The sequence below is a fragment of the Herbidospora sp. RD11066 genome (genome assembly GCF_054661255.1).
The window spans coordinates 95,923-122,238 of the sequence record NZ_BAAGDO010000011.1 but is presented as its reverse complement, the minus strand read 5'-3'; the positions used below and the strand labels follow the sequence as shown (position 1 = coordinate 122,238).

General features: G+C 70.8%; 25 protein-coding genes and 1 pseudogene. 5 read left to right on the top strand and 21 right to left on the bottom strand.

What is annotated here, in order from left to right:
* Positions 1 to 57: 57 nt before the first annotated feature.
* Entirely contained in the window at positions 58 to 1,524 is a 1,467-nt protein-coding gene (locus ACYQ78_RS33265) for an alkaline phosphatase PhoX (protein ID WP_459804923.1), read from the top strand.
* 44 nt (positions 1,525 to 1,568) lie between these two features.
* Here ACYQ78_RS33265 and ACYQ78_RS33260 read toward each other — a convergent pair whose 3' ends face one another.
* From ACYQ78_RS33260 to thpR, 3 genes are all read right to left on the bottom strand, one after another.
* Positions 1,569 to 2,204 (bottom strand): DedA family protein, encoded by a 636-nt coding sequence (locus ACYQ78_RS33260; RefSeq protein WP_459804922.1) that lies wholly within the window; start codon positions 2,202 to 2,204, stop codon positions 1,569 to 1,571.
* Between the two features lie 84 nt (positions 2,205 to 2,288).
* Positions 2,289 to 3,836, bottom strand: a complete 1,548-nt coding sequence (locus tag ACYQ78_RS33255; RefSeq protein WP_459804921.1) for a condensation domain-containing protein — start codon at positions 3,834 to 3,836, stop codon at positions 2,289 to 2,291.
* Positions 3,837 to 4,068: 232 nt separating this feature from the next.
* Entirely contained in the window at positions 4,069 to 4,620 is a 552-nt protein-coding gene (gene thpR, locus ACYQ78_RS33250) for an RNA 2',3'-cyclic phosphodiesterase (RefSeq protein WP_459804920.1), read from the bottom strand.
* Between the two features lie 1,296 nt (positions 4,621 to 5,916).
* Here thpR and ACYQ78_RS33245 point away from each other — a divergent pair.
* A complete protein-coding gene (locus ACYQ78_RS33245; RefSeq protein WP_459804919.1) occupies positions 5,917 to 6,699 on the top strand; it encodes a carbonic anhydrase family protein in 783 nt (260 codons plus the stop codon).
* A gap of 383 nt (positions 6,700 to 7,082) precedes the next feature.
* On the opposite strand, the gene ACYQ78_RS33240 is transcribed toward ACYQ78_RS33245, so the two are convergent.
* From ACYQ78_RS33240 to ACYQ78_RS33160, 17 genes and pseudogenes are all read right to left on the bottom strand, one after another.
* Entirely contained in the window at positions 7,083 to 9,584 is a 2,502-nt protein-coding gene (locus ACYQ78_RS33240) for an FtsX-like permease family protein (protein ID WP_459804918.1), read from the bottom strand.
* Positions 9,585 to 9,651: 67 nt separating this feature from the next.
* Positions 9,652 to 10,344 (bottom strand): ABC transporter ATP-binding protein, encoded by a 693-nt coding sequence (locus tag ACYQ78_RS33235; protein ID WP_459804917.1) that lies wholly within the window; start codon positions 10,342 to 10,344, stop codon positions 9,652 to 9,654.
* Positions 10,341 to 10,850 carry a PadR family transcriptional regulator gene (locus tag ACYQ78_RS33230; RefSeq protein WP_459804916.1) on the bottom strand — a complete coding sequence of 170 codons (510 nt, stop codon included), beginning with the start codon at positions 10,848 to 10,850 and terminating at the stop codon, positions 10,341 to 10,343. The genes ACYQ78_RS33235 and ACYQ78_RS33230 overlap by 4 nt, the downstream gene beginning before the upstream one ends.
* Positions 10,851 to 10,901: 51 nt before the next feature.
* A complete protein-coding gene (locus ACYQ78_RS33225; protein WP_459804915.1) occupies positions 10,902 to 11,924 on the bottom strand; it encodes a serine hydrolase domain-containing protein in 1,023 nt (340 codons plus the stop codon).
* Entirely contained in the window at positions 11,917 to 12,813 is an 897-nt protein-coding gene (gene murQ / locus ACYQ78_RS33220; RefSeq protein ID WP_459804914.1) for an N-acetylmuramic acid 6-phosphate etherase, read from the bottom strand. Before murQ ends, ACYQ78_RS33225 begins: the two co-directional genes overlap by 8 nt.
* Positions 12,810 to 13,322 carry a GNAT family N-acetyltransferase gene (locus tag ACYQ78_RS33215; protein WP_459805079.1) on the bottom strand — a complete coding sequence of 171 codons (513 nt, stop codon included), beginning with the start codon at positions 13,320 to 13,322 and terminating at the stop codon, positions 12,810 to 12,812. The genes murQ and ACYQ78_RS33215 overlap by 4 nt, the downstream gene beginning before the upstream one ends.
* Positions 13,323 to 13,325: 3 nt before the next feature.
* Positions 13,326 to 13,574: pseudogene (locus tag ACYQ78_RS33210) on the bottom strand (GNAT family N-acetyltransferase); the annotation flags it as partial.
* Entirely contained in the window at positions 13,571 to 14,572 is a 1,002-nt protein-coding gene (locus ACYQ78_RS33205; protein WP_459804913.1) for an ABC transporter ATP-binding protein, read from the bottom strand. The gene ACYQ78_RS33205 and the pseudogene ACYQ78_RS33210, both read right to left, overlap by 4 nt.
* Positions 14,569 to 15,579, bottom strand: a complete 1,011-nt coding sequence (locus tag ACYQ78_RS33200; RefSeq protein WP_459804912.1) for an ABC transporter ATP-binding protein — start codon at positions 15,577 to 15,579, stop codon at positions 14,569 to 14,571. Before ACYQ78_RS33200 ends, ACYQ78_RS33205 begins: the two co-directional genes overlap by 4 nt.
* A 5-nt stretch (positions 15,580 to 15,584) precedes the next feature.
* On the bottom strand, positions 15,585 to 16,484 hold the full coding sequence (locus ACYQ78_RS33195; RefSeq protein ID WP_459804911.1) for an ABC transporter permease: 900 nt from the start codon (positions 16,482 to 16,484) through the stop codon (positions 15,585 to 15,587).
* Entirely contained in the window at positions 16,481 to 17,485 is a 1,005-nt protein-coding gene (locus ACYQ78_RS33190) for an ABC transporter permease (RefSeq protein WP_459804910.1), read from the bottom strand. The genes ACYQ78_RS33195 and ACYQ78_RS33190 overlap by 4 nt, the downstream gene beginning before the upstream one ends.
* Positions 17,482 to 19,272 (bottom strand): ABC transporter substrate-binding protein, encoded by a 1,791-nt coding sequence (locus tag ACYQ78_RS33185; protein WP_459804909.1) that lies wholly within the window; start codon positions 19,270 to 19,272, stop codon positions 17,482 to 17,484. The genes ACYQ78_RS33190 and ACYQ78_RS33185 overlap by 4 nt, the downstream gene beginning before the upstream one ends.
* Positions 19,273 to 19,381: 109 nt before the next feature.
* Positions 19,382 to 20,254 (bottom strand): MurR/RpiR family transcriptional regulator, encoded by an 873-nt coding sequence (locus ACYQ78_RS33180; protein ID WP_459804908.1) that lies wholly within the window; start codon positions 20,252 to 20,254, stop codon positions 19,382 to 19,384.
* Entirely contained in the window at positions 20,251 to 21,714 is a 1,464-nt protein-coding gene (locus ACYQ78_RS33175) for a glycoside hydrolase family 3 protein (protein WP_459804907.1), read from the bottom strand. Before ACYQ78_RS33175 ends, ACYQ78_RS33180 begins: the two co-directional genes overlap by 4 nt.
* Positions 21,704 to 22,621 carry an N-acetylglucosamine kinase gene (locus tag ACYQ78_RS33170; RefSeq protein WP_459804906.1) on the bottom strand — a complete coding sequence of 306 codons (918 nt, stop codon included), beginning with the start codon at positions 22,619 to 22,621 and terminating at the stop codon, positions 21,704 to 21,706. Before ACYQ78_RS33170 ends, ACYQ78_RS33175 begins: the two co-directional genes overlap by 11 nt.
* A 53-nt stretch (positions 22,622 to 22,674) precedes the next feature.
* On the bottom strand, positions 22,675 to 23,439 hold the full coding sequence (locus ACYQ78_RS33165; RefSeq protein ID WP_459804905.1) for a tetratricopeptide repeat protein: 765 nt from the start codon (positions 23,437 to 23,439) through the stop codon (positions 22,675 to 22,677).
* Positions 23,432 to 23,554, bottom strand: a complete 123-nt coding sequence (locus ACYQ78_RS33160; RefSeq protein ID WP_459804904.1) for a hypothetical protein — start codon at positions 23,552 to 23,554, stop codon at positions 23,432 to 23,434. The genes ACYQ78_RS33165 and ACYQ78_RS33160 overlap by 8 nt, the downstream gene beginning before the upstream one ends.
* Positions 23,555 to 23,657: 103 nt before the next feature.
* Between ACYQ78_RS33160 and ACYQ78_RS33155 the strand changes: the two genes are divergently transcribed.
* The 3 genes from ACYQ78_RS33155 to ACYQ78_RS33145 are packed head-to-tail and all read left to right on the top strand — an operon-like array spanning position 23,658 to position 25,565.
* Positions 23,658 to 24,614 carry an iron-containing redox enzyme family protein gene (locus ACYQ78_RS33155; RefSeq protein WP_459804903.1) on the top strand — a complete coding sequence of 319 codons (957 nt, stop codon included), beginning with the start codon at positions 23,658 to 23,660 and terminating at the stop codon, positions 24,612 to 24,614.
* Positions 24,604 to 24,801 (top strand): CDGSH iron-sulfur domain-containing protein, encoded by a 198-nt coding sequence (locus tag ACYQ78_RS33150; RefSeq protein ID WP_459804902.1) that lies wholly within the window; start codon positions 24,604 to 24,606, stop codon positions 24,799 to 24,801. Before ACYQ78_RS33155 ends, ACYQ78_RS33150 begins: the two co-directional genes overlap by 11 nt.
* Entirely contained in the window at positions 24,798 to 25,565 is a 768-nt protein-coding gene (locus ACYQ78_RS33145) for an SDR family NAD(P)-dependent oxidoreductase (protein WP_459804901.1), read from the top strand. Before ACYQ78_RS33150 ends, ACYQ78_RS33145 begins: the two co-directional genes overlap by 4 nt.
* A gap of 5 nt (positions 25,566 to 25,570) precedes the next feature.
* On the opposite strand, the gene ACYQ78_RS33140 is transcribed toward ACYQ78_RS33145, so the two are convergent.
* Entirely contained in the window at positions 25,571 to 26,311 is a 741-nt protein-coding gene (locus tag ACYQ78_RS33140; protein ID WP_459804900.1) for a hypothetical protein, read from the bottom strand.
* Between the last annotated feature and the right edge of the window lie 5 nt (positions 26,312 to 26,316).

The following is a 26,316-nucleotide window of genomic DNA, read 5'->3' as shown; positions in this document are numbered from 1 at the left end:
GAACCACCGCCTACGGGCGTACCGCAGGAGTTAAGAATGAGCCTCTCTCGTCGTCAAATGCTCGGAAGCACGGCCGTTGGGCTGGCTGTCGGCGGAGTGCTGCCGACGCTCGGCGCGACCCCGGCCTCCGCCGCCGTCTCCTCCACGGGGACCGCCGGGCGCCCGCTGCGCCCGTTCCCGCCGCTGAAGGACGACCCCAACGGGATCCTCGCCCTTCCCGACGGCTTCTCCTACAAGATCGTCACCCGTGAGGGCCAGACCGACATGTCGTTCGGCCAGGGCAAGACCCCCGGCCTCCACGACGGCACCGGCGTCGTCGGCCAGAAGCACGCCGGCTACACCCTGATCCTGAACCACGAGCTCGGCCCGGGCTCGGCCAACGGCGTCCCGCACATCCCCGGCACCGTCTACGACCCGGGCGCGCCCCTGGCCGGCGGCTGCACCGTCGTCAACACCGACCCCAACGGCGCCCTCGTGAGCCAGTGGGTCGGCATCTCGGGAACGGTCCGCAACTGCGCGGGCGGCGTGACCCCGTGGGGCACCTGGCTGACCTGCGAGGAGGCCTCGAACAAGGCCGGCACCTCCTGGTCGGGCGGCGGCCAGTCGGGCGTCTACCAGAAGGACCACGGCTACGTCTTCGAGGTCTACCCCGACGCCTCGGGCTCGCAGCTCCCCAAGCCGATCAAGGCGTTCGGCCGCTACGACCACGAGGCCCTCGCGGTCGAGCCGAAGCAGCGCCGCGTCTACCTCTCCGAGGACGCCAGCGGCCCGAACGGGCTGTTCTACCGCTGGACCGCCGCCCAGGGCAAGCTCGAGAAGGGCTTCGCCGAGGAGCTCGGTGACACCGAGGGCACCCTCGAGGCGATGCAGATCCGCGCCGACGACGGCAGCATCATCACCGACGTCTCCTACATCACCTCGGCCCAGCTCGGCCGCCCGTTCCAGGTGACCTGGATCAACGTCCCCGACCGTGACGCGAAGACCGTGCCGACGCGCCAGCAGTTCGCCGAGGGCACCGTCACCCGCGGCAAGAAGTTCGAGGGTGTCTGGAGCAACGGCGAGGGCTGCTACATCGTCAACAGCTTCGCCTTCGCCACCGCCGACCTGCCCCCGGACGCCGCCAAGCACGACGGCATGGTCTGGTTCTACAACTACAAGGACGAGACAATCACCCTGGTCACGTACTTCCCGCACAACCCGTTCGCCGAGGGCGAGGGCGCGGCTCCGAAGTACACCGACATGACCTTCGACGGTCCCGACAACGTCACCGTCACCCCGTGGGGCACCCTGGTCCTGGCCGAAGACGGCGTCCGCGCCTCCCACGTGCTCAGCTCGGTCCCCGGCGGCCCGACCTACGCGATCGCCCGCAACCAGCTCCAGATCGGCACCAGCAACGGCCAGCCGACCTACTCGGAGTTCACCGGCCCGACCTTCTCGCCCGACGGCAAGATCCTCTTCGTGAACATCCAGACCCCCGGCATCACGCTGGCCATCACCGGCCCGTGGCAGGACTACCTGCGCTAAAGCCCGTGAGAAGGCCCCGGGGCGTACCGCCTCGGGGCCTTCTCCTATTCCGCCATCTCCTTCGCCCGGCGCCTTCTGAGCAGGCGCGAGACGATGAACCAGGCCACGGCCACGACGACCACCACGATGACGGCGTTGGACGCGATGCCCGCGTACTGCTCGACGACGGCCCAGTTCTCGCCGAGGAAGTATCCGGCCAGCACGAAGATCGTGTTCCAGATCAGGCTGCCGAGCGTGGTGAGGACGAGGAACACCGGGAGCGGCATCCGGTCGACGCCGGCCGGGATGGAGATCAGGCTCCGGAACAGCGGGATCATGCGCCCGAAGAACACGGTCTTGCGGCCGTGCCTGCCGAACCAGGCATGGGTGCGTTCGATGTCGGCCGGGTTGATCAGCGGCATCTTCGCCGCGATCCGGGTCAGGCGGTCGAGGCCGAGGAGCGCGCCCAGGCCGTAGAGGGCCGTGGCTCCCACGACCGAACCGATGGTCGTCCAGACGATGACCGCCACCAGGGACAGGTCGCCCCGAGCGGCGGCGAAGCCGGCGAGGGGCAGGATCACCTCGCTGGGCAGCGGCGGGAAGAGGTTCTCCAGAGCGATGGCGATGCCGGCGCCGGGTGCCCCGAGCGTCTCCATCAGGCCGGTGACCCACCCGGCGAGGCCGCCGAGGTCGCTGCTCATTCGGAAGATCCCCCTCGGAATTCGGCTCCGTCCACGCTAGGCGGTTGAAGATCAGCGTCCGATGAGACGTGCGTTAACCGGGCGCTAACCTTCGACGTAGTGGCCCGGGGCGACTACCCCATGGCGCGTCTGCCGAACCACGGCCGTGACCATGGCCTCCTCCGCGGTGGCGGCGTCGGCCCCCGGCGCGAGCCGGGCGACGAGCCGGTCGCCGGCCGCCTCGATCAGCGCGCCGCCGGGCCCGAGCACCAGATCTGCGACGGTCTGTACGGCAGGCAGGTCCACCCAGCACGACCGCGCCCGCACCCACCCCGGTCCCCGGATCACCGGCGGTGGGCCGAACCCGGCCGGGTCGACGTCACCGTCGGCGGCGGCCACGATGAGCCGCTCGACCCCGCCGAGCAGTTCGGCCGTCTCGTCGGCGGAGGCCAGCCGGGCGTCGAGGCCGAGCCCGCAGCCGAGCTTGCCGTCGAGACGGTAGACGTCGAACTCGACGGGGGCGTCGAAGGTCCGGTCACCCGCGCCGGGCTCCAGCCCGCTGGAGGGCAGGATCGCGCGGGTGTGCCCGGTCGTGTTGTTGACGACGACGTCACGGTGGCAGGCCATCCCCCGGGCCCGTTCGGCGGCGCGCATGGCGGCGTTGAGCTTCGCGGAGTCGTACCGCCCGTATTTGTAGGCGGCCAGCGCGGCCGAGTTGAGCCGCGCGACCGCCTCGGGGAACGACGGCGAAGCGGTGAACGGGATCCAGGTCTCCTGCGAGATGGTGCCGACGTAGTCGCGCAGCTCCGGCGAGAACCGGTTGCTGCACAGGCAGTTGAGCAGGCATCCGGGCGCGCCGGTCCAGCGGGTCAGGAGGGCGGCGAACGCGGCCATCACGACGGACAGCGGCCGCGCCCCCGTCTTCTCCGCGACCGTCGCCAGCGCCCCCGCCGCGACGCGGGACCCGAGGAGGAGGTGGTGGTGGCCCGTGGCCTCGGGGAACCGGAACGGCAGCCCGAGCGAGCAGAGGGGCCGCTCGACCGTCTGCCGGACCCAGTACCTGACCGACGCGTCGAGCTGCCGCTGACCGGTTGGACCGTGTTCGTAGGTGGCGCGGTCGGCCGGATGGTAGGCGGCGGGCGGAAGCGGGCGCCCCGCCAGCAACGCGGTCAGTTCGGCCCGCAGTACCGTCATGGCCGACAGGTCGGCGGCGACGTGGGAGACGTGGAGCACGACGAGGAACGGCGCCCCCGACCGGGTGACCACCCGCGCCCTGATCGGCAGATCGACGGCCGGATCGAACGGCCGCCCACCCGACAGCTGCCAGTCGTGATCGGTGCCGGTCGCCTCGACCACCTCGGCGAGCAACGTCCCTTCCGCGTGGACGACCTGCTCACCATCTTTCAGCACCGTTCGCAACGCCTCGTGACGGCCGATCAGCTCGCTCAGGGCGGCTCCCACCGAGTCGACGGTGCTTCCCTTCGGCGCTCTCACGGTGGCGGAGAGGATGTCGGCGGGGCCGGGGGTGTCCGGCCTGATCCATTCGAGGACGTTCTTCTGGCCTACCGTGAGGGGCCATCGGCCGGACCTGGGGCCCGAGAAGCGGATCTTGAGGTCGTCGCACGGAACACGGTGGCCGAACGGCTGATTCAAGCCCACTCCCTCTGGAGAAATCGGCTAAGAGTTTTCTCCCGATATCGGTGGGAGCAGGGTAAGGAGCACAATTAGGGGCGTCAAGGTGCCGTGTAACTTTCACGGTGGCGCTGGCCATTTGGGCTGGTGGGTGACTTGGTGTCGTCCATAATGGCGTTTATTCGGTGGGAATGTTTACGGACGGACTTCGTCATTCTTGACGTTGAGGTCAGGAAATTCGACAGGCTTCTGTTCAATTTCCGAGGGGGAAGGTCTCGACGGATTCGTACCGGAGGGGCGGGCCCAGGTGGCTGACGAACAGCTCGGCCCGGTCGGCGGTCCAGAAGGCGGACGCGAAGCCGCTCAGCGCTTCCGCCAGCGGGGTCAGGTCGGCGCCCTTGCCGCTGCGGACGAGGGTGAAGTGGGGCCGGTAGGGGCGCGTGTCGGGCTCCCCCGCCCCGGCCCGGCGCGCACCCGCTGTGATCGACCCTGCCAGCCGGCCCAACCTGCCGGGTTCCCTTATGGCCAGCCACAGGACGTTCGTGCGGCCTCGGCCGGTGAAGGTGCCCGGGTGGCTTAGAGCCAGTGGGAGCGGGGCGTGGTGGGTGGCGGCGCGGGCCAGGCGGGTGCTCAGGTCGGGTCGGGTGTGGTCGGGGACCTCGCCGAGGAAGGCCAGGGTGATGTGCCAGTTGGCGGGCTCGACCCAGGTGAGGTCCGGCCAGGCGGCACGGAGGGGCCTCACGGCGTCTGAGACCTCGGCCAGCACTTCGGGCGGCGGGACCAACGCGACGAACATCCGGCTCATCTCCGCAGTATCCCGGTCTCCCGGCTCCCGGCCGCAGTGACCAACAGCAGTCACCAGCGCCGTGATCGACGGTGGTGACCGTTTGCAGCGACCAGGTGCGGTGACCAGCCGCCGTCGGCCTCCCTCCGCCGAGCCACCTGATAGGCCGACGACGGAGTTTCCACCGACCGAACCCGCCTCACCGACCGGCCGACCCGCCCCACGAAGCACACGCTCGCAACCCCTCGACCTGGAACACGGACACACCGGCCTCCGCCGAGCCACCCCATAGGCCGACCACGGAGTCTCCGCCGACCGAACCCGCCTCACCGACCGACCGACCCGCCCCACGAAGCACACGCCCGCAACCCCTCGACCTGGAACACCGGACCCACCCGCCTCCGCCGAGCCACCCCATAGGCCAACGACGGAGTTTCCACCGACCGAACCCGCCTCACCGACCGGCCGACCCGCCCCATGAAGCGCACGCTCGCAACCCATTGACCTGGAGCACGGACGTACCGGCCTCTTAAGAGCCCCTAACAAAATGAGCATCACCGGTCTCGGCGCCGATGCGGCGGGGTGCGTCACCTACATGGTCGGCGCAAGGCAACGGCGAGCAGCCCGAGTGTCGGGGTCATTTGTCAGGACCTCTCAGCCGATTTCCCGACCTCCGCCTCACGGCGAACCGTCACCACGACGACAACCCGCTGCCACCACGGGGGCGTGCCGGCTCTCCACAGGTCTCTCGCGCGGTCATTCGCCACGAGAGGACCAGTTGTTTCCTCGCCACGTCAGAGAGCTGCCGCGATCCCAACCGCACTTCTACAAGTCGTGCCCCGGCAGGACTTCAAAGGTGTGACCCGGCAGGACTTCAAGAGCGACTCCGCGGGCCGGACGCCGCCATGGTCGCGTTGGCCTCATCGATGGATGCCGATCGATGGCCTGCGGAGCCGGAGTGCGGCAAGTCCCGTGGATGAATTTCCAGCTCCCGTCGCACCGGGCGAACCTCGTCGACCGCTCGGCACACCCGATAGCCGGCACGCCCCACGAGTGGCGGGTGAATTAAGGCCATCTCCCGTTCGCGCTGCGATGTTCTGAGCGTTCCTCACGTTGATGAGTTGGAGTTCCAGGTCAACCTGTCTCCTCGTACCAAAGTTTCGCTTTTGGTCATTTTGGCCACCACCCCGCAGGCTGACGGTTCACTTCTTTCGGCTATCCTCGCGAATGCCTTTATGTCGCCCTTAAAGCGGACATAGCCCCCTTGGCAGTCCGTTGGCGGCGTACCCCGGGCATCCCTCGTATGAAAGGCGATCGGTGCGTTACCGTCTTGCGCCCCTTGCGGCTGCTGCAGTTCTCTCCCTTCCGTTAATCGCTCAGTCGGTTCCGGCTCAGGCCCAGGTCAAGCCGTGCCACGGCACCGGGACCGACGCCGCCGTCCAGAGCCCGATCGAGATCGACCGCTCGAAGTCGTGCCCCGGCTCCGGCCCGGCGATCGTGATCCACTACCCGGCCTCGGTCAACGGGACGCTGCTCTTCCAGGACAAGGCTCCCCTGGGCGACATCAGCGAGCACGACGACGTCCGGTTCCTCATCGGCACCGGCGGCACCCAGCCGTACATCACCTACGGCGGCGAGCGCTACAACCTGAACAACGTGCACTTCCACGGGCACGCCGAGCACAAGTTCGCCGGCCAGGCGACCGCTCCGCTCGAGGCGCACTTCGTGCACACCAAGGCCACCGGCACCGGCTACGTCGTCTTCGGCGTGATGATCGACGCCAAGACCTTCCTCGGCCAGACCGAGCACGACAAGCTCATCAAGAACCCCCCGGCCCTCGGCGCGTCGAAGGCCATCACGGGCATCCACCTGAACGACATGCTGCCCGCGAACCGCGACACCTTCCGCTACACCGGCTCGCTCACCACCCCGGACGAGGTCGGCAACTACTTCCAGCCGGTCAACTGGGTCGTCTTCGACCAGCACGCGAAGGCGCACCGCCTCAACGTGCTCGGCTACCGGGCGCTGTGGGGCGCGGAGGGCAACTTCCGCGAGCTGCAGGAGAACCACCCCGCCGCGAACATCTACTCGTACCACTAATCGCAGCGGTTCCAAGTACACGCCGGCCGGGGTCCGCCCCGGCCGGCGTGGCCGTTTTCCGGCCCCTGACGGAGCCGCCATCGTCGGCCCGGAGAAATCCGGCGATCATGCCGATCTGGCCGCCTTGCCCGAGCGCCCGAGTGCCCGAGTGCCCGGCTGACCGCGTGACCGAGTACCCACGTGCCCGGCTGACCACGTGACCGAGTACCCACGTGACCGACTGACCACCACGTGACCGAGTGCCCACGTGCCCGCGTGACCGGCTGACCGCGGGACCGCATGACCGCCAATCGGTCGTTTCCGGCTTGCTCTGCCCGCACCGGAATGGCACTCAGGGCATCAGTGCCTCCGGATCAGGGGAGGACGGCGTTCTGGCAGTCAAGTCACGAGAGTCTCCGGGTCAGGAGTGGGCGCGTTCTGGTGATCAGGGCCAGCGCGCCCGCCAGCAGCGGGAGTCCGACCACCACGGCGAGCAGGAACGCCCACGGTAAGGCGATCGTGGCCGGGTCTCCCACGCGGTCCGAGGTCATCGGGCGGCTCAGCGCGACCCCCGTGACCGCTCCGGCGGCCAGGCCCATGGCCGCGCCCAGACCGGCGATGAAGAGGGCCTGACCGGCCACGACCGCGCGGAGCGTCCAGGGTGACGCGCCGATGGCGGTCATGGTCGACCGTTCGGGGCGCATGTCGGCCGCGGCCAGGCGGGTGGCCGCCAGGGTTCCGCCGAGGACGAGGATCACGGCCGCGCCCAGGCCGACCCACAGCCACAGCAGGCCGCTGCCCTCGTGGGCACCCGGTTCGCCGGCGTAGGTGACGCGGTCGGACACCTTCGAGAGGTCGCGGAACAAGGTCGATTCTCTCGGCACGGTGTGCATGGCGTAGAGCGCGCGTTCGACGGTGGAGAAGCCGTTCTGCTCGACCAGCGATCTCGGCAGGAGGGCGCCGCCCTGGTGCTCGTCGGCGGGCGCGGCCACGACCGCGGGCACGACGATCCGGCGGTCGGGGTGGGAGGCCACGCTGGCGCGCAGGGTGAAGGTGCCGTCGCGGACGGCGGACGGGTCGAAGACCACGGCCTTGCCGCTCGCCAGGGCCTCGGCCGCCATCGGGTCGTGACGGCCCTGGAGGAACCGGAGGAGGTCCTGACCGCCGACGGCGGCGGCGCGCGGCGTGCGGATGCCGTTCCAGCGGGTGGTGTAGCGCAGGGCGTAGCGGCGGCCTTCGGCGTCGTAGACGCGGTAGCCGCTGGCTAAGGGCACGCCCGGGAGCCGACGGACCACCTCGGCGCGGAACCGGGCCCAGGTCGTGTCGGGCATCGTGCCGCCCCAGATGGCCAGGGAGCCGATCGGGCGGGCCGAGGTGTAGGAGTCGCGGTTGTCCTGCCGCTGGCTCTCGAACGCGATGCCCACGGCCACGGCCGTGGCGGTGACGGCCATCACGGCGGCCACGGCGCTGACCGTACGGGACCGGTTCCGCACCGCGTCACGGACCGCCACCCGCAGCGGGACCCGCAGGCGCGGGGCGAGCCGTCCGGTGAACCGGATCAGCCACGGGGTCAGCACCACCAGCCCGAGCACGATGGGCACCGAGGCGGTGAACGACCACATCGGCGCGCTCTGCCGCCGCGCGACCACGCTCGCGGCCAGCCCGGCCAGCACCAGCACCACCCCGATCACCGGCCAGAACACGGCCTGACCACGCCGCCCGGAGGCCACGGGGGCACACCCGGCCAGGACCGTCGCGGTGTGCTGGCGCCCCGCCTGCACGGCGGGGACGAGCGCCGCCACCATTCCGGTCACCAGTCCGAGGGCGGCGATGTCGAGAACGGACGCCCACGGGATCTCCGGCGGCCCGACGGTTCCCCCGAGCCGGCCGATGACCGGGACGGCCAGCAGCCCGCCCGCGATGCCGAGCCCGGTCGCCGCGATGGTGGCGAGCCCCCCGAGGAGCGCGCCGTCGACCAGCACGATCAGCCGCAGATGCCCGGCCGACCCGCCCTGGGCGGCGATCTCGGCCAGTTCCCTGCGTCGCCTGCGGAGTCCGACGGCGAAGGCCGGACCGGCGAGCAGGACGGTCACCAGGATCCCCATGACCACCACAGCGGCGAGGCCGACGGTGTTGGGAATGTCCCGTGCCCCTATCGGGGTGGCCCTCAGGTCGAGAAGCGTGGCGCGGGACGTGACGGACACGTTGACCTTGTTCAGGGCGGTTACGTCGGCCCAGGAGATAGGCCTCGGGGTGTCGGCGAGCCAGCCGGAGGAGGAGCTTCTCGGCGCCCACAGCTCATCGGGCGGGGCCAGCGGGAGCCGGGGGCCGACCACCTGCAGGATCGTCGGCCGGTGAGGGTGGTCGACCAGGCCGACCACCTTGAGCGGCGCCGCACCGACCGGGCGGAGCGTGTCGCCGAGCCGCAGGCCGAGGGCGGGTGTCACCGCGACCTCGCCGGGACCGGGGTGGCGACCCTCGCTCAGCGTCAGGATGCCCAGGGTGAGGGGATCGCGCAGGTCGGTCTCGATGCCCGTGACCGGCCCGGTGGGCAGCCGGACGTCGCCGACGCCGTAGGGGACCAGACGGGTGCCCGGCCCCAGGAGTGCCACGACCTCGGCCGCGTCGGCCGGTGGACGGGGATCCGGGTCACGGTCGATGAATGACCCATCGGGCTTCTGGTCGAACGTCGTGCCCTCGGGTACCCGCGTCAGCTGCGCGTCGGCGGCACCGATCTGGTTGGCCATGCTCTCTTCGATGGTGAGCGTGCTGGTCGCGTAGGCGACGAGCAGACCGGTGATCACCAGGACGGGCAGGCCGATCATCACCATGATGAGCAGGCTCCGCCCCTTCTCCCGCCACGCGTTCCGCCGGGCGATCCGCAACGCGGCGACGACGGCGCTCATCGGGCGCTCACCCGCTTCATGTCGGTGGCGCAGAAACGGATGGCCAGATCCCCCAGGGACAGCGCGCTCATCGGGCGCTCGCCATGGGTGCGTCGGTGGCGTCGGCGATCATGCCGTCGCGGAGGAACACCACCCGGTCGGCCCACGCGGCGTAGCGGGGTTCGTGGGTCACGAGCAGGACCGACGCCCCGGCCGCGCAGCGGGCCGCCAGCAGGCGGAGGATCTCGTCGCCCCCGGGAGTGTCGAGCGCGCCGGTCGGCTCGTCGGCCAGGAGCAGGCGGCGCTCCCCCACCAGGGCTCGGGCGATGGCGACCTGCTGGCGCTGGCCGCCGGACAGTTCGTCGGGGAACCGGTCGGCGAAGGACTCGGCGCCGATCTCGCTCAGGACGGCCATGGCCTCGGCGCGCGCCTTGCGGGAGCGCACGCCGTCGAGTTCGCGGGGCAGCATCACGTTCTCGGCGGCCGTCAGGGAGGTGATCAGGTTGAGGTCCTGGAAGACGTAGCCGACGCTGCGGCGGCGTAACGCCGCCAGGTCGCGCACGGCCGACAGGTCGAGGCCGTCGACGTGGACGGTGCCCGACGTCGGCCGGTCGAGCCCGCCCGCCACGTTGAGCAGGGTCGACTTGCCCGACCCCGACGGGCCCATGACCGCGACCAGTTCGCCCTCGCCGACCTCGAGGCTCACCCCCTTGAGGGCGTGGACGGCCGTCTCACCGTCACCGTGCACTCTGGTCACCCCGGCCAGTGTTAAGACGGTCATCGTGCCTCCTTGAGAACGGCCTCGCAGTGATCGAGCCACCGCTGCTCGGCCTCGGCCTGGAAGATCATGGAATCGAGCACGAGCAGCTGGGCCGGGCCCCCGGTGACGTCGCGTTTGGCCCGGGTGAGCTGCTGGAGGGTGCGCATCGTGGCGGTGCGCTGCCGCCGGATGACCTCGGGGACGTCGACCTCTTTGGCCGCGACGGCCATGGCCAGCTTGATGACCAGCTCGTCGCGCGGCCGGTCGGACGGGACCACCGGCGTGGTGAACCACCGCTCCATCTCGGCCCGACCGGCCGCGGTTATGGCGTAGACGACCCGGCCCTGGTCGTCGGACTCCCCCGGCTCGACCAGGCCGTCGCGCTCCATGCGGGCCAGCGTCGTATAGACCTGGCCGACGTTCAGCGGCCAGGTCGCCCCTGTGGACGCCTCGAAATCAACCCGCAACTGGTAGCCATGACGGGGCCCTCTGCTCAGCAGAGCGAGCAACCCGTGCCTGATCGACATGGTTACTCAGTATGCATACTCAGTATGCACGCCGCAAATTCCCGACGAGACTCAGACCAGCGAGCGGGCGAACGCGGCGACCTCGTTCCGCAGGTCGCGAATCCCGGGGCGCCCCCGCAGCGGATGCACGTTGTTGGTCAGCAGCACCACGGTGAGTCCGCGCTCGACGTCCACGACCAGGGACGTCCCGGTGAACCCGGAATGTCCGTAAGCATCGGTCAACGGCCCGACGATCGCCGGATCCCCGATCCGGACCCCGAGCCCCTGCCGGAAGGCCGCCCCCCGCACCTGCTGATCCCGCAACATCTCCGCCACCGACTCCGCCGAGAGCACCCCCGCGCCACCAGCACGCAGAATCTCCGCGAACCGCACCAGATCACCGGCCGAAGAGAACAGCCCGGCATGCCCCGCGACCCCACCGAGCGCATGAGCGGTCTCGTCATGCACCTCACCCCGCACACCCACGCCGCGTTCTGGCTTGAACTCGGTTGCGGCGATTCTCGGCAGGAGTTCCGGTGAAGGGCGGAAGCACGTATCGGCGAGGCCCAGCGGTCCTGTGATGATCCGCTCCACGAGCGCGTCCAAGGGCATCCCGGAGGCGATCTCGCAGACCCGTCCCATGGTGATCATTCCGACGTCGGAATACACGTAAGGCGACCCGGCAGGCCCCGTCGACTCGGCGGAGAGCACGTAGTCCCACCGTGCCTCCCCCGCCGACACCCCATCCGGTCGCCGCCCCGGTGGCAGCCCCGCCGTATGGGTCAGCAGGTGCCGCACCGTGACCGCGGGCCGCGACCCGTAATAGGTCGCCACCGGTTCGTCCAGGCCAAGGGAACCCGACTCGACCAGCGACAACGCCACCACCGTCGTGAACAGTTTCGTCAGCGACGCCAGGTCGAACAGCGAGTCCATCCCCACGGGAGGCCGCGACGAGGCGAGGGTCTCGATCCCATCGACGTACCGGACCAGCTCCCCGGCCGCGGCCTCGGCCACGACATCCCCGTCGACCGCGATCAGAGCCACCGCCGCGGAGGCCACCGACGGCACCGCGGCGGAAAGGAGCCGGTCAAGCATGGTGAAGGGCGGAGTCCAGCCGGTTTCCTGAGGCCGCGAGGATGGCGCGCGCCCGCTCGGCGGGAACGGCGTGTTCGATCATCACGACCGCCGTCTTGAGCTCCAGGTCGGCCGCTTCGAGGACGCCGCGCGCCTCGTTGAGCCCCGTCCCGGTGATGTCGCCGACGATGCGGGCCGCGCGGTCGACGAGCTTGGAGTTGGTCGGGGACATCTCGACCATGTGGTTCCCGTACGTCCGACCCGTGCGCACCATCGTGATGGTCGAGATCATGTTGAGCACGAGCTTCTGCGCCGTCCCGGCCTTCAGCCGGGTCGACCCGGTGATCACTTCGGGCCCGACGATGACCTCCAGGGCGTGGTCGGCGGCGGAAGACAGCGGCCCGCCCGCGTTGCACGACAGCCCCACGGCCAACGCCCCACGGCGCCGCGCCTCGGTCACCGCGCCCACCACGTAGGGAGCCCGCCCGCTGGCCGAGATCCCCACCACCGAGTCGAGCGGCCCGACGTCGGCGACGGCCGCGGCGCCCGCGGAGGCGTCGTCTTCGGCGCCCTCGACCGATCTGACCAGCGCCTCCGCGCCGCCCGCGATGATGCCGCAGACCTGCTCGGGTGCGGTCCCGAACGTCGGAGGGCACTCCGAGGCGTCGAGGACGGCCAGCCGCCCCGAGGTTCCGGCGCCGATGTAGATCAGGCGGCCGCCACGGCCCATGCGCGCGGCGATGGCGTCGATGGCGGCGGAGATGGCGGGGATCGCGGCGGCCACCGCGCCGGGGACGGTCGCGTCGGCCGCGTTCATGCGGCGGGCGATCTCCTCGGTGGGGAGCTCGTCGATCCGGCGGTGCCGGGGATCACTCTGTTCGGTGGTCAGTCCGCCCAGCGACTGGGTCATGGGAACTCCTTCCGGTAGAGCCAGAAGATCCGGTCGACCCGGGCGCCGACGGCCTTCGCGTAGAACGGGATCGGGCCGACCCAGGCGATCTCCGCGTGGGACAGCCCGGCGGCGGCCATGTCGGAGAGGCAGCGCCGCAGCAGCGCGCGGCCCACGCCCCGGCCGCGTGCCGCGGGGGCGGTGCCCATCGGGCCGAACCAGCCGGGGCGGGTGCCCCAGGCGGCGAATCCCACGATCTCTCCGTCGATCTCGGCGTGGTAGCAGCCGGTGGCCTCGGTGGCCTCCCAGGCCCACGCCTCATTCCAGTTTTCCCGGACGAATTCGGCAACCCCCTCCCGATCATCCGAGACCGGGAGATCGTCGGAAAAATCCTGGGAAAGGTCGACGGTCATGTTGCAGGCCGCCTGATACCGCTCGTACCCGAGACGCTCCGCGAGACACAACGCCGGCGTGTAGCGCACGTCGATGCCGGGCCAGGCGTAGCAGGGCGGGTTCCCGGCGAAGCGCATCTCGCGGGCGCCCTGGGACAGCGCCCATCCCTCGGCGGCGGCGACCAGGGCGCGGCCCACGCCGCGGCCCCGGGCCGGCGGGTCGACCGCGATCAGGTCGATGTGGCCGACGGTGCCGGACATCGAGGTGAAGACGATCCCGTCGTCGAAGGCGAAGGACGTCCAGGGACGGTCTGCGGGGGGCGTGACCAGGCGGTCGGCGAGCGCGAGGGCGACGTCGGCGTCGAGATGCAGGGCCTCGCCGAGGTTCACGCGACGGCCTCCACCGGGATCACGCTGCGGCGTTGCGGGTGGTAGCAGGCGTGCGCCTGGTCGAGGTCGGTCACCAGCGCGGGCACCCGGGTCTCGCACTCGGCGGTGACGAAGGGGCAGCGGCGGGCGAACAGGCAGCCGGAGTCGGCGTGCGACTCGTTGAGGGCCTCGGTCGGGACGACCCGCTCGGGGCCCGGCCGCTCGACCCCGTGCAGGACGGGGATGGCCGACAGCAGCGACTGCGTGTAGGGGTGGATCGGGCCCGAGATCACGCTCTCGGTCGGGCCGCTCTCCACGACCATGCCCCGGTAGATCACGTAGAGCTTGCCGTCGCCGCCGATGTAGCGGGCGGTGGCGATGTCGTGCGTGATGAACAGGACGCTGACGTTCAGCCGTTCGCGCAGGTCCTTGAGCAAGGACAGCACGCCGAGCCGCAGCGACACGTCGATCATCGACACCGACTCGTCGGCGACCAGGACCTCGGGGTCGACGGTCAGCGCCCGCGCGATCACGACGCGCTGGCGCATGCCGCCCGACAGCTGGTGCGGGTAGCGCGGCAGCACGTAGCCGGGGTCGATCCCGACGAGGGACAGCAGCTCGTGGGCCCTCTTCTCCATCCACGCGCTGTCGCGGCCGGTCTGCTTGGCGCGCAGGGCCAGCGGCGCCGACAGGGTCTGGTGGATGGTCCGGGTCGGGTTGAGCGCCGAGTAGGGGTCCTGGTGGATGAGCTGGACCCGGCGGAAGAACGGCTGGCGGTGCCGGGGCTTCAGCGACGACATCGGGGTGCCGTCGATGACGATGTCGCCCGAGTCGTAGGTCTCCAGCCCGGCGACGATCCGGCCGAGAGTGGTCTTCCCGCAGCCCGACTCGCCGATGAAGGTGACGGCGCCGCCCTTCTCGATCGAGAAGTCGACCCCGCGCAGGGCGGGGACCGCGCGGGCGCCGAGCACGTTTCCGCGCTGTTTGTACGTCTTGGTGATGCCGCTCGCGGTGATCACGCGAACTCCTTCCGGGTGGCCGGGGTGGCCGGCTGGCCGACCGCGTGACAGGCGACGGTCCTGGCGTCCCGGGTGACCGGCACGGGGTCGACGGTGTCGCACACGGCGATCCGCACCGGGCAGCGCTCACGGAACACGCATCCCTGCTTGGGGATGGTGCCCAGCGTGGGCGGCCGTCCGGGCAGCGCGGTGGCGCCGTCGATGTCGCCCGACAGGCGCGGGATCGCCCTGATCAGGCCCTGCGTGTACGGATGGCGGGGCGCCCCCAGCACCTCGGTGGTCGGGCCGTGCTCGACCACGCGCCCGCCGTACATGACGGCGAGGTTGTCGGTGACCTCGGCGGCGACGCCCATGTCGTGGGTGACGATCAGCGTGGTCAGGCCGCGCTCGTGGTGGACCTCGCGGACGATCCGCAGGATGGCGGCCTGCGTGATCATGTCGAGGGCGGTCGTGGGTTCGTCCAGGACCACGAGATGCGCGTTGAGCACCAGGGCGAGCATGATGCCGACCCGCTGGCGCATCCCGCCGGACAGTTCGTGCTGGTAGGAGTCGAGCACCCGGCCGCCGTCGAGCCCCATCCGCCCGAGCAGGCCGCGGGCGTCGCGAAGGAGGGCGGGCAGGTCGTCGAAGTCGTGGGAGCGGCCGAGGTCGAGCAGCTGCTTGCCGACGGTCTTCAGCGGGTTCAGCGAGTTCTGCGCCGCCTGGAAGACGTAGCCGACCTGGCGGCCCCGCGCCTTGCGCAGTTCCTCGCCGGTGAGCTCGGCGACGTTGCCCAGGCCGTCGATCTCGACGGTGCCGCCGCTGATGCGGCCGGGCGACTGCACCGCGTTGAGCAGCGACAGCGCCAGGGTCGACTTGCCGGACCCCGATTCGCCGACGATGCCGGTGATGGTGCCGGGGGCGAGCGACAGGGACACGCCCCCGAGCGCCGGGAGTTCCCCGGCGGGGGTCTTGTAGACGACGCGAAGGTCGTTGACGCGCACGCCGGGCGCGGAAGTCCTGGTCATATGGCCTACTCCTCACGCAGACGCGGGTTGAAGATCTCGTCCATGGCGTCGACGACCAGCACGATCCCGAGCGTCAGCAGCAGGATCGCCAGCAGCGGCGCCAGCAGGTAGGGCAGCGCGGCCGTGCTCGACAGCGCGCCGCCGCCGAAGACCGACAGGTTGAGCATCACGCCCCAGTTGTTGGCGTCGAACGGCAGCACGCCCAGGAAGAACAGGCCGACCTGCGCGTAGATCGCGCCGGTGACCGCGATGAGCATGTTCATCGCGATGTACGGCGCCATCGACGGCAGCAGCTCTCGCCCGATGATGTGCCGGGTCGACAGCCCCAGCCCCTTGGCCGCCTCGATGAAGCCGCGTTCCCGCAGCGACAGCGACTGCGACCTGACCGCACGGGCGATGCCGCCCCAGCCGAGCAGGCCGAGCACCACGCCCATCTCGATCGGGCTGGTGAACTTCCACACCGTGGAGAGCACCAGCAGCAGCGGCAGCCCGGGGATGGTGAGCTGGAGGTCGGTCAGCCGCATCAGCGCGGTGTCCCAGCGCCCCCGGTGGAACCCGGCCAGCAGGCCGATCACGGTGCCGAGCGCGACCGTGATCACGGCCGTGGTCAGCCCCGCGAGCAGCACGTATCGGGTTCCGGTGACGACCAGGGCGAGCACGTCGGTGCCCTCGAAGTCGGTGCCGAACGGGTGGGCCCAGCTCGGCGAGGCGTAGAGCGCGTTGTCGTCGCGCGGCAGCGGGTTCGGGTAGAGCAGCGGGCCGAAGATGCCCATCGCGACGAACAGCACGAGGATGGCCACGCCGACCATGCGGCTCGGCTTGCGCCGCAGCACCCGCCCGACGCCGCGCCAGAAGTTGCGGCGCAGCGTCAGTGGCGCGGGGGCGACCGGTGCGGTGACGGTCATGCCGTCTCTCCCTTCCTGACTCGGGGGTCGATGACGGCGTACAGAAGGTCGGCCGCGATGTTGGCGACCACGATGGCGACGGTGAGCACCAGGAAGGTGCCGCCCATCAGCGCGTAGTCGCGGGCGCCGATGCTGTTGACGAGCAGCAGGCCCAGCCCCGGATAGTTGAAGATCGACTCGATGAAGATCGCGCCGCCGAAGAGCATGCCCAAGGAGAGGGCGAGGATCGTGAACAGCGGCAGGATCGCGTTGCGGGCGATGTAGCGGAACAGGATGCCCCGGCTCATCCCCCGCAGCTCGGCGGCCATGATGAAGTCGTCGCCGAGCACGGTCGCCACGCTCGACTTCATCGCCAGGATCCAGCCTCCGTAGCTGGCCAGCGCGTAGGTCAGCACCGGCAGCGTGGCGTGCTGGATCAGCGAGGCGATGTAGGGCCCGTTGAAGCCCGGAGTGAAGTCGATGTCGACCGGTCCGCCCGAGGGCAGGATCGGCCACAGCGTGGAGAAGACGGCCACGACCAGCAGGGCGATCACGTACTGCGGGATGCCGTGCAGCAGCGAGCCGGAGATCGACAGGGCGTCGCCGAGTTTGCCCGACCGCTTGATGGCGGCGTACACGCCGAGAGTGACGCCGAGCAGGAAGCTCAGCAGGGTGCCGCCGAGCACCGGCAGGATGGTCCATTTCGCCGCCGACCCGATGATGGTCGCGACGCCGGTGCCCGGGGTGCTGAGCGACTGGCCCAGGTTGCCGTGGATCAGGCCGTTCAGGTAGTCGACGTACTGGCTCCACAGGCTGCCCTTCGGCAGGAAGCCGTAGAGCGCCGCGGTGGAACGTTCCGCCTGGTCGGGTGACATGCCCTGCTCGATGAGCTTCTCGTACTGGCCCCTGACGGGGTCACCCGGGATGTTCCGGATGATGAGGAAGCTGAGCGTCATGACCACCCAGATCATGGCCAGGCCCCGGGCCAGGTGGCCCGAGAGCCGCCGGACGACGCTTTTCATCGGGCCCCCGTTTCCTTGATCAGGCCGAGCTGCATCCACACCCCGGCCGACAGGCGCAGCACGTCGCTGTCGTTGGGCGGCCAGCCGGTGAAGCGGGAGTTGTTGACGAACTGGGTGTTGACGTAGTCGTAGAGCTGGATCACCGGCAGGTTCTCGTTGGTCAGCGTGGCGAGCTGTCCGACGATCTCCTTCTGCTGCGCCGGGGTGGCCGCGTTGAGCCGGTTGGTGAGCGCGCCCGGGTTGACGCCGCCGAGGTTCTCGGGGCCGCCCATCCAGTTGCCCTGGGTGCCCGGGGCCACGTGGGTCAGGTTCCCGGCGAGCAGCTGCCAGCCGTTGGCCGCGCCGTAGATGCGCTGGTAGATGTTGTACGGCGCCGGGCCGAGGGCCATCAGCCACAGCCCGATGTCGTATTTACCGGCGGCCAGTTCGTCGAGGTAGAGCGTGTAGTCGGCCGAGGTCAGGACCGTGGCGTGGATGCCGTGGTCGTTGAGCTGGCTGGTGATCGCTTTGGCGGCCGCCACCCAGTCGGAGAACGAGGCCGGAACGTGGAGCTCCACCGTCCAGGGAGAACCGTCGGGCATCGCCCATTTGCCGTTGACCTGCTTCATCCCGGCGGCCTTCAGCTCTTCGGCGGCCTTGGCCGGGTCGAGCTTGTACTGGTCGAGGCCGTTGATCGAGTTCCCGAGCCACGCCTTGGCCGACTCGGCGTGGATGCCGGTCGTGGTGGTCGACGGGGTGCCGCCCTCGGGCGAGGCGACCTTGGTGACCTGCGAGCGGTCGATCAGGTAGGCCAGCGCCTTGCGGACGTGCACGTTGTCGTAGGGCGCCTTGGTCTGGTTGAACGCCATCGAGACGGCGACCGGCGAGAAGCCCTTGACGACCTCGTTGCCCTCGGTCTGCCGGATGCGGTTCAGCACCCCGGACGGAGTGGCGGTGAAGGGCGCGCTGTCGAGGCGGCCGGCGATCAGGTAGTTCCAGATCTGCTGGTTGCCCGTGTAGTTGAGGACCTTCACCCGGTTGGGCGCGATCTTGTCGCTGGCCCAGAAGTGCTTGTTCTTCACCAGCAGGGCCTCGCCCGGGTTCACCCGCTCCAGCACGAAGGGCCCGGCCGAGACGTCCTTGGCCGGGGCGAAGGAGATGACCTTCTGCGCCAGCCCGGTGATCGAGGCCTTGGCCTTCTCGGCGGCGGGTCCGGTGCCCCTGGCCAGCTTGAGCTGGGTCCAGAAGTCGCCGGGCAGCAGCGAGCCGAACACGTGGGCCGGGACGACCACCGTGGACAGCACGTTCCGCAGGAAGGTGTTGCTCTTGTTGGCGCCCTGGGTGACCTTGACCGTGTGGGGGTCGACGACGATCACGTCGGCCGCGGCCCCGGCCGCCTTCGGGTCGACGGCGTAGGCCGTGCCGCCCTGGGTGTAGGCCAGGCCGATCGAGGTCTTCACGTCGTCGCTGGTCACGGGCTTGCCGTCGGACCACTTCGCGTTCGGCTGGAGGTGGATCACGACCTCGCTCTGGTCGGGCGTGGTCGTCCAGCTCGCGGCGATCCCCGGGTAGAACAGGTTGGGGTCGACCGGGTCGTTCTTGGGCCATGCCAGTGACATGGCGTCGTAGCCGAGGAATGTGTTGCCCTGCGGGTTGAACGGGTTGATCGGCGCGGTGGCGTCGATCTGCTTGGCTCCGTCGATCGTGGTGTAGACGCCCGCATCGCCGGACCCCCCCACGCCGCTGCACGCGGTGCCCGTGACGGTTGCGATCACCGCCACGGCTGCGATCGCCGCGAGTCGTCTCATGAACTTCTCCTGGTTGCCGGTTTCCCTGGACGATACGGGCGGCTTCCGGAGAGGTCAATTTTTTTCACCCGTGGCGACGGATGTGGAGTTAATTTTTACTAATGGGCATCTAGCTGCGAAGACGCCTTACCGAATAGCGATCAAGGGCGTCTTTCGTGACCCGCAGGGCGGTGTCGGAGGCCGCGAAGGTCCGCTGGGCGACGCCCACGAAGATGCAGTCGACGATGAGGAGCTGGCTGATCCGGGAGGCGAGCGCGCCGGGCCGGAACTCGGTCTCGCGGCCCGCCGAGACGAGCACGTGGTGGGCCAGCCCGGCGAGCGTCGAGCGCGGGTTGTTGGTGATCGTCACGACGACCGCACCGGCCTCCCGGGCGGTCCTGATCGGTTCGACCACGTCGGGCGTCTCACCGGTGCAGCTCACCGCCACCCACGCGTCGTCGGAGGCGGCCAGCGCCGCCGCCGTCAGCGCGAGATGGCGGTCGGTGTACGGATGTCCGGCCTGGCCGATGCGCATGAGTTTCTGCGCCATGTCGACGGCGACCAGCCCGGAGGCCCCCACGCCGAGCGTGCTGACCCTGCGGGCCCCGATGAGCACGTCCACGACCTGCCCGAGCTGCTGAGGGGCCAGTTGGGCGGCGGTGTCGGCGATGGCCTCCGACTCGGCGCGGGTGACCTTGGCGATCACATCCGCGAGGGGGTCGCCGGGGGCGAGATCACCGGGAACGAGCCTGTCGGCGGCACCGGAGGCCGCCGCGAGCGCCAGGCGCAGCTCGGAGTAGCCCGAGAAGCCCAGCGCGCGGGCGGTCCGCACGATCGTGGCCTGGCTGGCGCCCGAGGTGGCGCTGAGCTCGGTGATCGTGCTGCGGGCGACCATCGCGGGGTCGTCGAGGATCAGCCGCGCGATCGACCGCACCGACGGCGTGAGCGAGGGCAGCACGGCCCGCACGCTCGCCACCAGGTTCGCGGCAGTTGGTCCGCTCATGGGGGGCTCTCTTTCTCCGGTACGGGGGGTCGGCAGGCCAGCCGGTGGGCGGCCGCCCTGGCCGAGGCTCGGGAGTTGCCGTGCGTGGCGACGTAACCGGCGCCGGTGGGAGGGCCGGGGAGGCCGGTCTCCACCACGATGGCGTCGGGCCGGACTTCCAGCGCCCGCCCGAGGACCTCCCTGATCCAGCCGTGCCGGGCGGCGTCCTGGACGACGACCACGAGCGGCCGGTCTCCGCCCAGGTCGGGCAGGGGGTCGCCGACCGAGACGGTGATCGCCTCGGTGCCGGGCAGGAGTTCGGCCAGCGCGCGGGCCACGCCGGGCGGGGTGCCGCTGTCGGCGGCCTGGTGGGGGCGGGCGACGATCTCCACGACCAGCGGCGCCTCCTCCAGCCGGGGTTCGCCGACCACGTGGAGGGCCGCGGTGGCGGCGGTCAGGCCGAGGTCGTCGTCGGGTTCGGCCGCCGCCCGCGCCCGGGCCGGGGCCTGCCCCGCGTGCCAGTCGACCAGGTCCTGCACGCGCCGGGAGGCGTCGGCCAGCCGCTCCTCGGGCAGCCGCCCGTCGTGGACGGCGGCGACGATGGCGTCGCGGAGGGCGTACACGGAAGAGCCGTCTTCCGAGGAGATCCCCGCGCAGACCGCGTCGGCCCCGACGGACAGGGCGCGGACGGCGATCTCCTCGGGCGCCCAGTGGGCGGCGACGGCGCGCATCTCGATGGCGTCGGTGACGATCAGCCCCTGGAACCCCAGGATGCCTCTGAGCAGGCCGGTCATGACGGTCCGGCTCAGCGTCGCGGGCACGTCGTCGAGCGCGGGCACGAGCAGGTGCCCGCACATGATCGCCCGCACGTCGGCGTCGATCGCGGCACGGAAGGGCCGCAGGTCGCGCTCGGTGAGGATCTCGGGCGACACGTGCACGGTCGGGAGCTCCACGTGGGAGTCGGCCACCGTGTCGCCGTGTCCGGGGAAGTGCTTGGCGCAGGCCGCGACCCCGGAGCTCTGCATCCCGTCGACCCAGGCCGCGGTGTGCCGCGCCACGAGTTCGGGGTCGGCGCCGAACGAGCGCACACCGATGACGGGGTTGTCGGGGTTGGCGTTGACGTCGGCGACGGGCGCGTAGTCGAGGCTGATCCCGGTGGTGCCGAGCAGCCGGCCGATCCGCCGGGCGACGTGCTCGGTGAGGGCGAGGTCGTCGGCGACGCCCAGGGCGTGGTTGCCCGGCCACGAGCTGCCGGTCCGCGCCTCCAGCCGGGTGACCGAACCGCCCTCCTCGTCGACCGCGACGATGACGCCGGGGTTCTCCGCGCGGATCGAGGCCACCAGGCTCTCGCTGGGGACGTTCCGGGCGAACAGTACGACCCCGCCGAGGCCGTCGCCGAGGGCCCTGCGCAGCCAGTCGGGCGGCTCGGTGCCGTCGAACCCCGGCTGGAGCACGCTCATCGCCATCTGCTCAAGCCGCATGTGCGTCCCCGATCACCCGGCGGTGCGCGTCGGCCGACGGGAAGGCGGCCCGCAGCGCGAGCGCGGCGGCTCCGGCCGCGTTGTCCCTGGCCGGGATGGCGTCGCCGAAGTCGGCGCGGACCAGCCGGGCGAGTTCGGTGGGTTCGGTGAGCAGCGATCCGGCCAGCACGAGCGGGCCCTTTCCCGCCCCGAGGGCGTGGGCCGAGGCCCGCAGGCGCCGGGCGGCGTCGATGATGATCGTGAGGGCCACCTCGTCGCCCTCGCGGGCGGCCCGGTCGACGACCGGCGCGAACCGGCCGAGGGAGGCCGGGCCCTGCTGGGCGATCTGGCCGTAGACGCGGGAGACGATCTCGTCGGCCGACGTCCCGAGGCCGAGCAGTCCGACCAGATCGGTGCGGACGCCCCGGCCGTCGAGAGACTTCAGGGCGGCGCTCACCGCCTGCGTGCCGATCCAGACCCCCGACCCCTCGTCGCCGACGAGCCAGCCGTGGCCGTCGACGACCTTCGCGACCTTCCAGCCCGCGATCCGGGCCGCGACCGCGCCCGTCCCGGCGAGCAGGACCGCGCCGTCGGGCTCGGCCGTCGCCCCCGCGAAGGCCACGAGCACGTCGGCCACGACGGAGGGGCTGCCGGACAGCCCGGCCGAACGCCAGGCCTCCCCCACGACCTTCCCGGCGCGCCCGGCCCCCGAGCCGGCCAGGCCGAACACGCCGCCGACGACCCGGGAAGGGTCGAGCCCGCGCAGGGCGTCGCGGAGCGCGGCGAGCAGGTTGGCGGCCGGATCGGCGACCGAAACCGGGTTCGCGCCCTCGGCGAGGCCGCGTCCGGCGACCTCTCCCCGCTCGCTGACGACGACGCACCGGGTGCTGGTGCCCCCGCCGTCGACTCCGATGATCAAAGCTGTCACGGCTCATCCCCCTGGAAATACCTTCCAAGAAGGTACAAGAGGATGAAGATTTCCTACAACGACCGCGCTGTTAGCCTCGTCACTTCCGGATGGTCGTGCCCCAGAACGGCGCGTTTGACGCGCAGCGCGTCGGCCAGCCGCTCCCTTTCTTTCTCCGGACGATGCGCGAGCCGGTCGAGGTGGGCGAGGTTGACCTGGCAGACGGCGACGTCGTAGTGGTCGGGCCCGACGCTCGCGAGCAGGATGGCCATGGCCTCGTGGAAGATCTCCTCCCGCGCCAGCACGGCCCCCAGGACCATGAGATCGGTCGCGACCAGGTGGTGGCGGGGGCCGAGAATCCGCCGCCGGATGTCGACCGCCTCCCTGGCATGGTCTTCGCCGTCGCCGATGCCCCGGGCGTGGGCGAGCCCGGCGAGGTTGTGGAGGGCGTCGGCCCTGGTAAGCCCCTGTGCTTCGTCGAGGGCACGGCGGTACCAGCCCTCCGCCTCGTCGAGGCGCCCGGTCTCCTTGCAGAGCACCCCGAGGGCCAGCCGGGCCTCGACCGAGTCGCCCGCCCGGCGGAGGTGCGCCTCGGCCGGGTCGTAGCGGGCCCGGCGGCGTTCGACGTCGCCCATGATCAGGTGGTCACCCGCCTGGGAGGCGGCTTCGTAGGCCTCGTCGTAGCGGGTGAGGGCGTGCCACAAGGCCGCCACCTCGGCCAACTGCTTCGGGGACGCCCTGACCTGCGCCCGGGAGGCGAAGCGGGCGCCTTCGGCGTACCAGCCGCGCCTGTGGCAGTGGAGGCCCCGGGCGAGGTCGCGGGCGAATCCGCTAGTCAAGCGGGGGTTCGCAGTGGTTGGCGATGCGGATGCCCTGCTCGGCCAGCGCGGGCGCCTCCATCAGGGCGACCAGGACCACGGCGGCCAGCATCCTGACCCAGGTGACCAACTTCACAGTTCCTCCTCGTGGGCGGTGCGTTCTGGGAGAGAGCGTCCCGGTTCGCCCTTGTGGATCACTTGGAAGCGGTTGGCACCGGCAGGCCGGGTATGGGACCCGGATGGGACACCTGCCCGAACCACGAGGCCCGATCTCCGAGGGGGTCCTCTCGGCGCTGACCGGTGGCGCGCCGCCGTCCGCCGGCGCTCCCGACCCCTTCGGGGAAGATCTTCAACTGTCCCTGTACGTCTGCTACGAACTCCACTACCAGGGCTTCTCCGGCGTGGACCCCGACCTGGAATGGGATCCCGGCCTGCTGCGGCTGCGCCGCGATCTGGAACGCGTCTTCCTCGCCGCCCTGCGCGACGGCGTCCTGGGAGGCACCGACGTCGAGTCGGCCGTGAACGACCTGATGGTCGACGCGCCCGGAGGCGTCTCCCACTTCCTGGAGGACAAGGGCGAACTCCGCCACCTGCGGGAATACGTGACGCACCGGTCGATCTACCATCAGAAGGAGGCCGACCCGCACGCCTGGGTCATCCCGAGGCTGACGGGCCAGGCCAAGGCCTCGGTGGTCGCCGTCGAGTTCGACGAATACGGCGGCGGCCGGGCCGCCTCGATGCACTCGGCGCTGTTCGGCGACCTGATGCGCGCCCTGGATCTCGACGACACCTACCTGGCCTGGCTCGACGAGGTCCCGGCCCCGATGCTGGCCGTGGTCAACCTGATGTCGATGTTCGGCCTGCACCGATCGCTGCGCGGCGCCCTGGTAGGGCACTTCGCCGCCGCCGAGATCACGACCTCGCCGAGCGCGGCCAGGATGACGCGGGCCCTGAAACGGCTGGGCGTGGCGGAGACGACGTTCTTCACGGAACACGTGGAGGCGGACGCCGTACACGAACAGGTTCTCCGCCGCGACGTGCTCGGCGACCTCCTACGGCGCGAACCGTCGCTGACCGGGGACGTCGTCTTCGGCCTCCAGGCCACCGCCCTGGTCGAAGACCGCTTCACCACCCACCTGCTGACCGCCTGGGACGCGGGCAGGACCTCGCTGAGGGAGTCAGCCGATGACGGATGAGCGGCGCGTGACGATGGTGACCGGCGGCCCGATCCTGGTCGAGGGCCCCGTGGAGATCACCCTCGACGACGGGAGCGTGGTCCGCTCCGACCGCTTCGTCGTGGCGTTGTGCGCCTGCCGCCGGAGCCGGACCTATCCCTTCTGCGACACCAGCCACCGACCCAGACACCGACGGGGAGAAACATGAACATCGATCTGACGGGCAAGACGGCGCTGGTCACCGGTTCGACGCAGGGGATCGGCCTGGCCATCGCGACGCGGCTGGCGGGGGCGGGCGCCCGCGTGGGGGTGAACAGCCGCGACCCCGAGCGGGTGGAGAAGGCGGCGGCCGAGATCGGCGGTTTCCCCGTCGTGGCCGACGTGGTGGCGGGCGCCGACGAGGTGCTGAAGGCGCTGCCCGAGGTCGACATCCTGGTCAACAATTTCGGCGTCTTCGAGTCGCGGCCCGCCCTGGAGATCACCGACGAAGAGTGGCGCCGCTACTTCGACGCCAACGTCCTGTCGGCCGTGCGGCTGACCAGGGCCTATCTGCCGGGGATGATGAAGCGGGGGTGGGGCCGGGTGCAGTACATCGCCAGCGACTCGGCCGTCACGACCCCCGGCGAGATGATCCACTACGGCATGTCGAAGACGGCCCTGCTGGCCGTGTCGCGGGGCTTCGCCAAGGAGGCCGCCGGGACCGGGGTGACCGTGAACAGCGTCATCGCCGGACCGACCCACACGGGCGGCGTGGAGGACTACGTCTACGGCCTGGTGAGCCGGGACCTGCCGTGGGAGGAAGCGCAGCGGGAGTTCATGCGGCTGCACCGGCCCCACTCGCTGATCCAGCGGCTGATCGAACCGGAGGAGATCGCCAACATGGTCACCTACCTGGCCTCACCGCTGGCCTCGGCGACGACGGGCGGGGCACTCCGGGTCGACGGCGGCTACGTGGACGCGATCCTGCCCTAGCGAGATCAGATGTCATCCGGCCCCCGGGTCACCAGCCCATGCTGCTCCGCGAGGGGGTTCCACAGGGCGACGAACCGGCGCTTGGCCTCGGTGGCCGCCTGGGAGTGGGGCTCCGCCGCGGCCAGGTTCATGGACCCGGTGCACCCCCGGTTCAGGAAGCTCCGCCCGGCCTTGAGGTATTCGCGGTCAGCGTCGTAGGACGCCTGAAGCGCCTCGGTGAGCGTCCTTTTCAGCTCGGCCCCGCCGGCGATCAGGTCCACCTCGAGCGCCTCCACGTCGCTCCGCTGACCTCGCCGGGCTTCGGTGACCTCCTTGATCGTGGTGAGACCGCTGGAGGCGCACCTCTGCACGACGCCGATCGCGCCCGGGAGGTCCTGCCGGGCGGCCTGGCTGTGGGAGAGGAACGCGTCGACGGCCATGGCCTGGTATTTCGCGGTACGGTCCTCGGCGACCGAGGTCGGCGAGGCGGACGTTTCGGGGGGCGCCTCGGTGACCTGCGCCGCCTGGGCGACGGGGCTCGGCGGAACCTGCGCCGGGGCGCTCGGCGTCTCCCTGGACGACCACCAGACCACACCCACCAGGGCCATGATCATCGTGGCCGCGAGGACGGGCACGATGGGGGCCATGCCGTAGCGCACCGCCGGACGCACCTCCCCGGCCAGGACGGCATCGCAGACCGGACAGCGGTCGGATGGGGTCCGGGTGCCACAGCGCCCGCACAGCCAGTCCTGTGTGACGATCGTCATGGCGG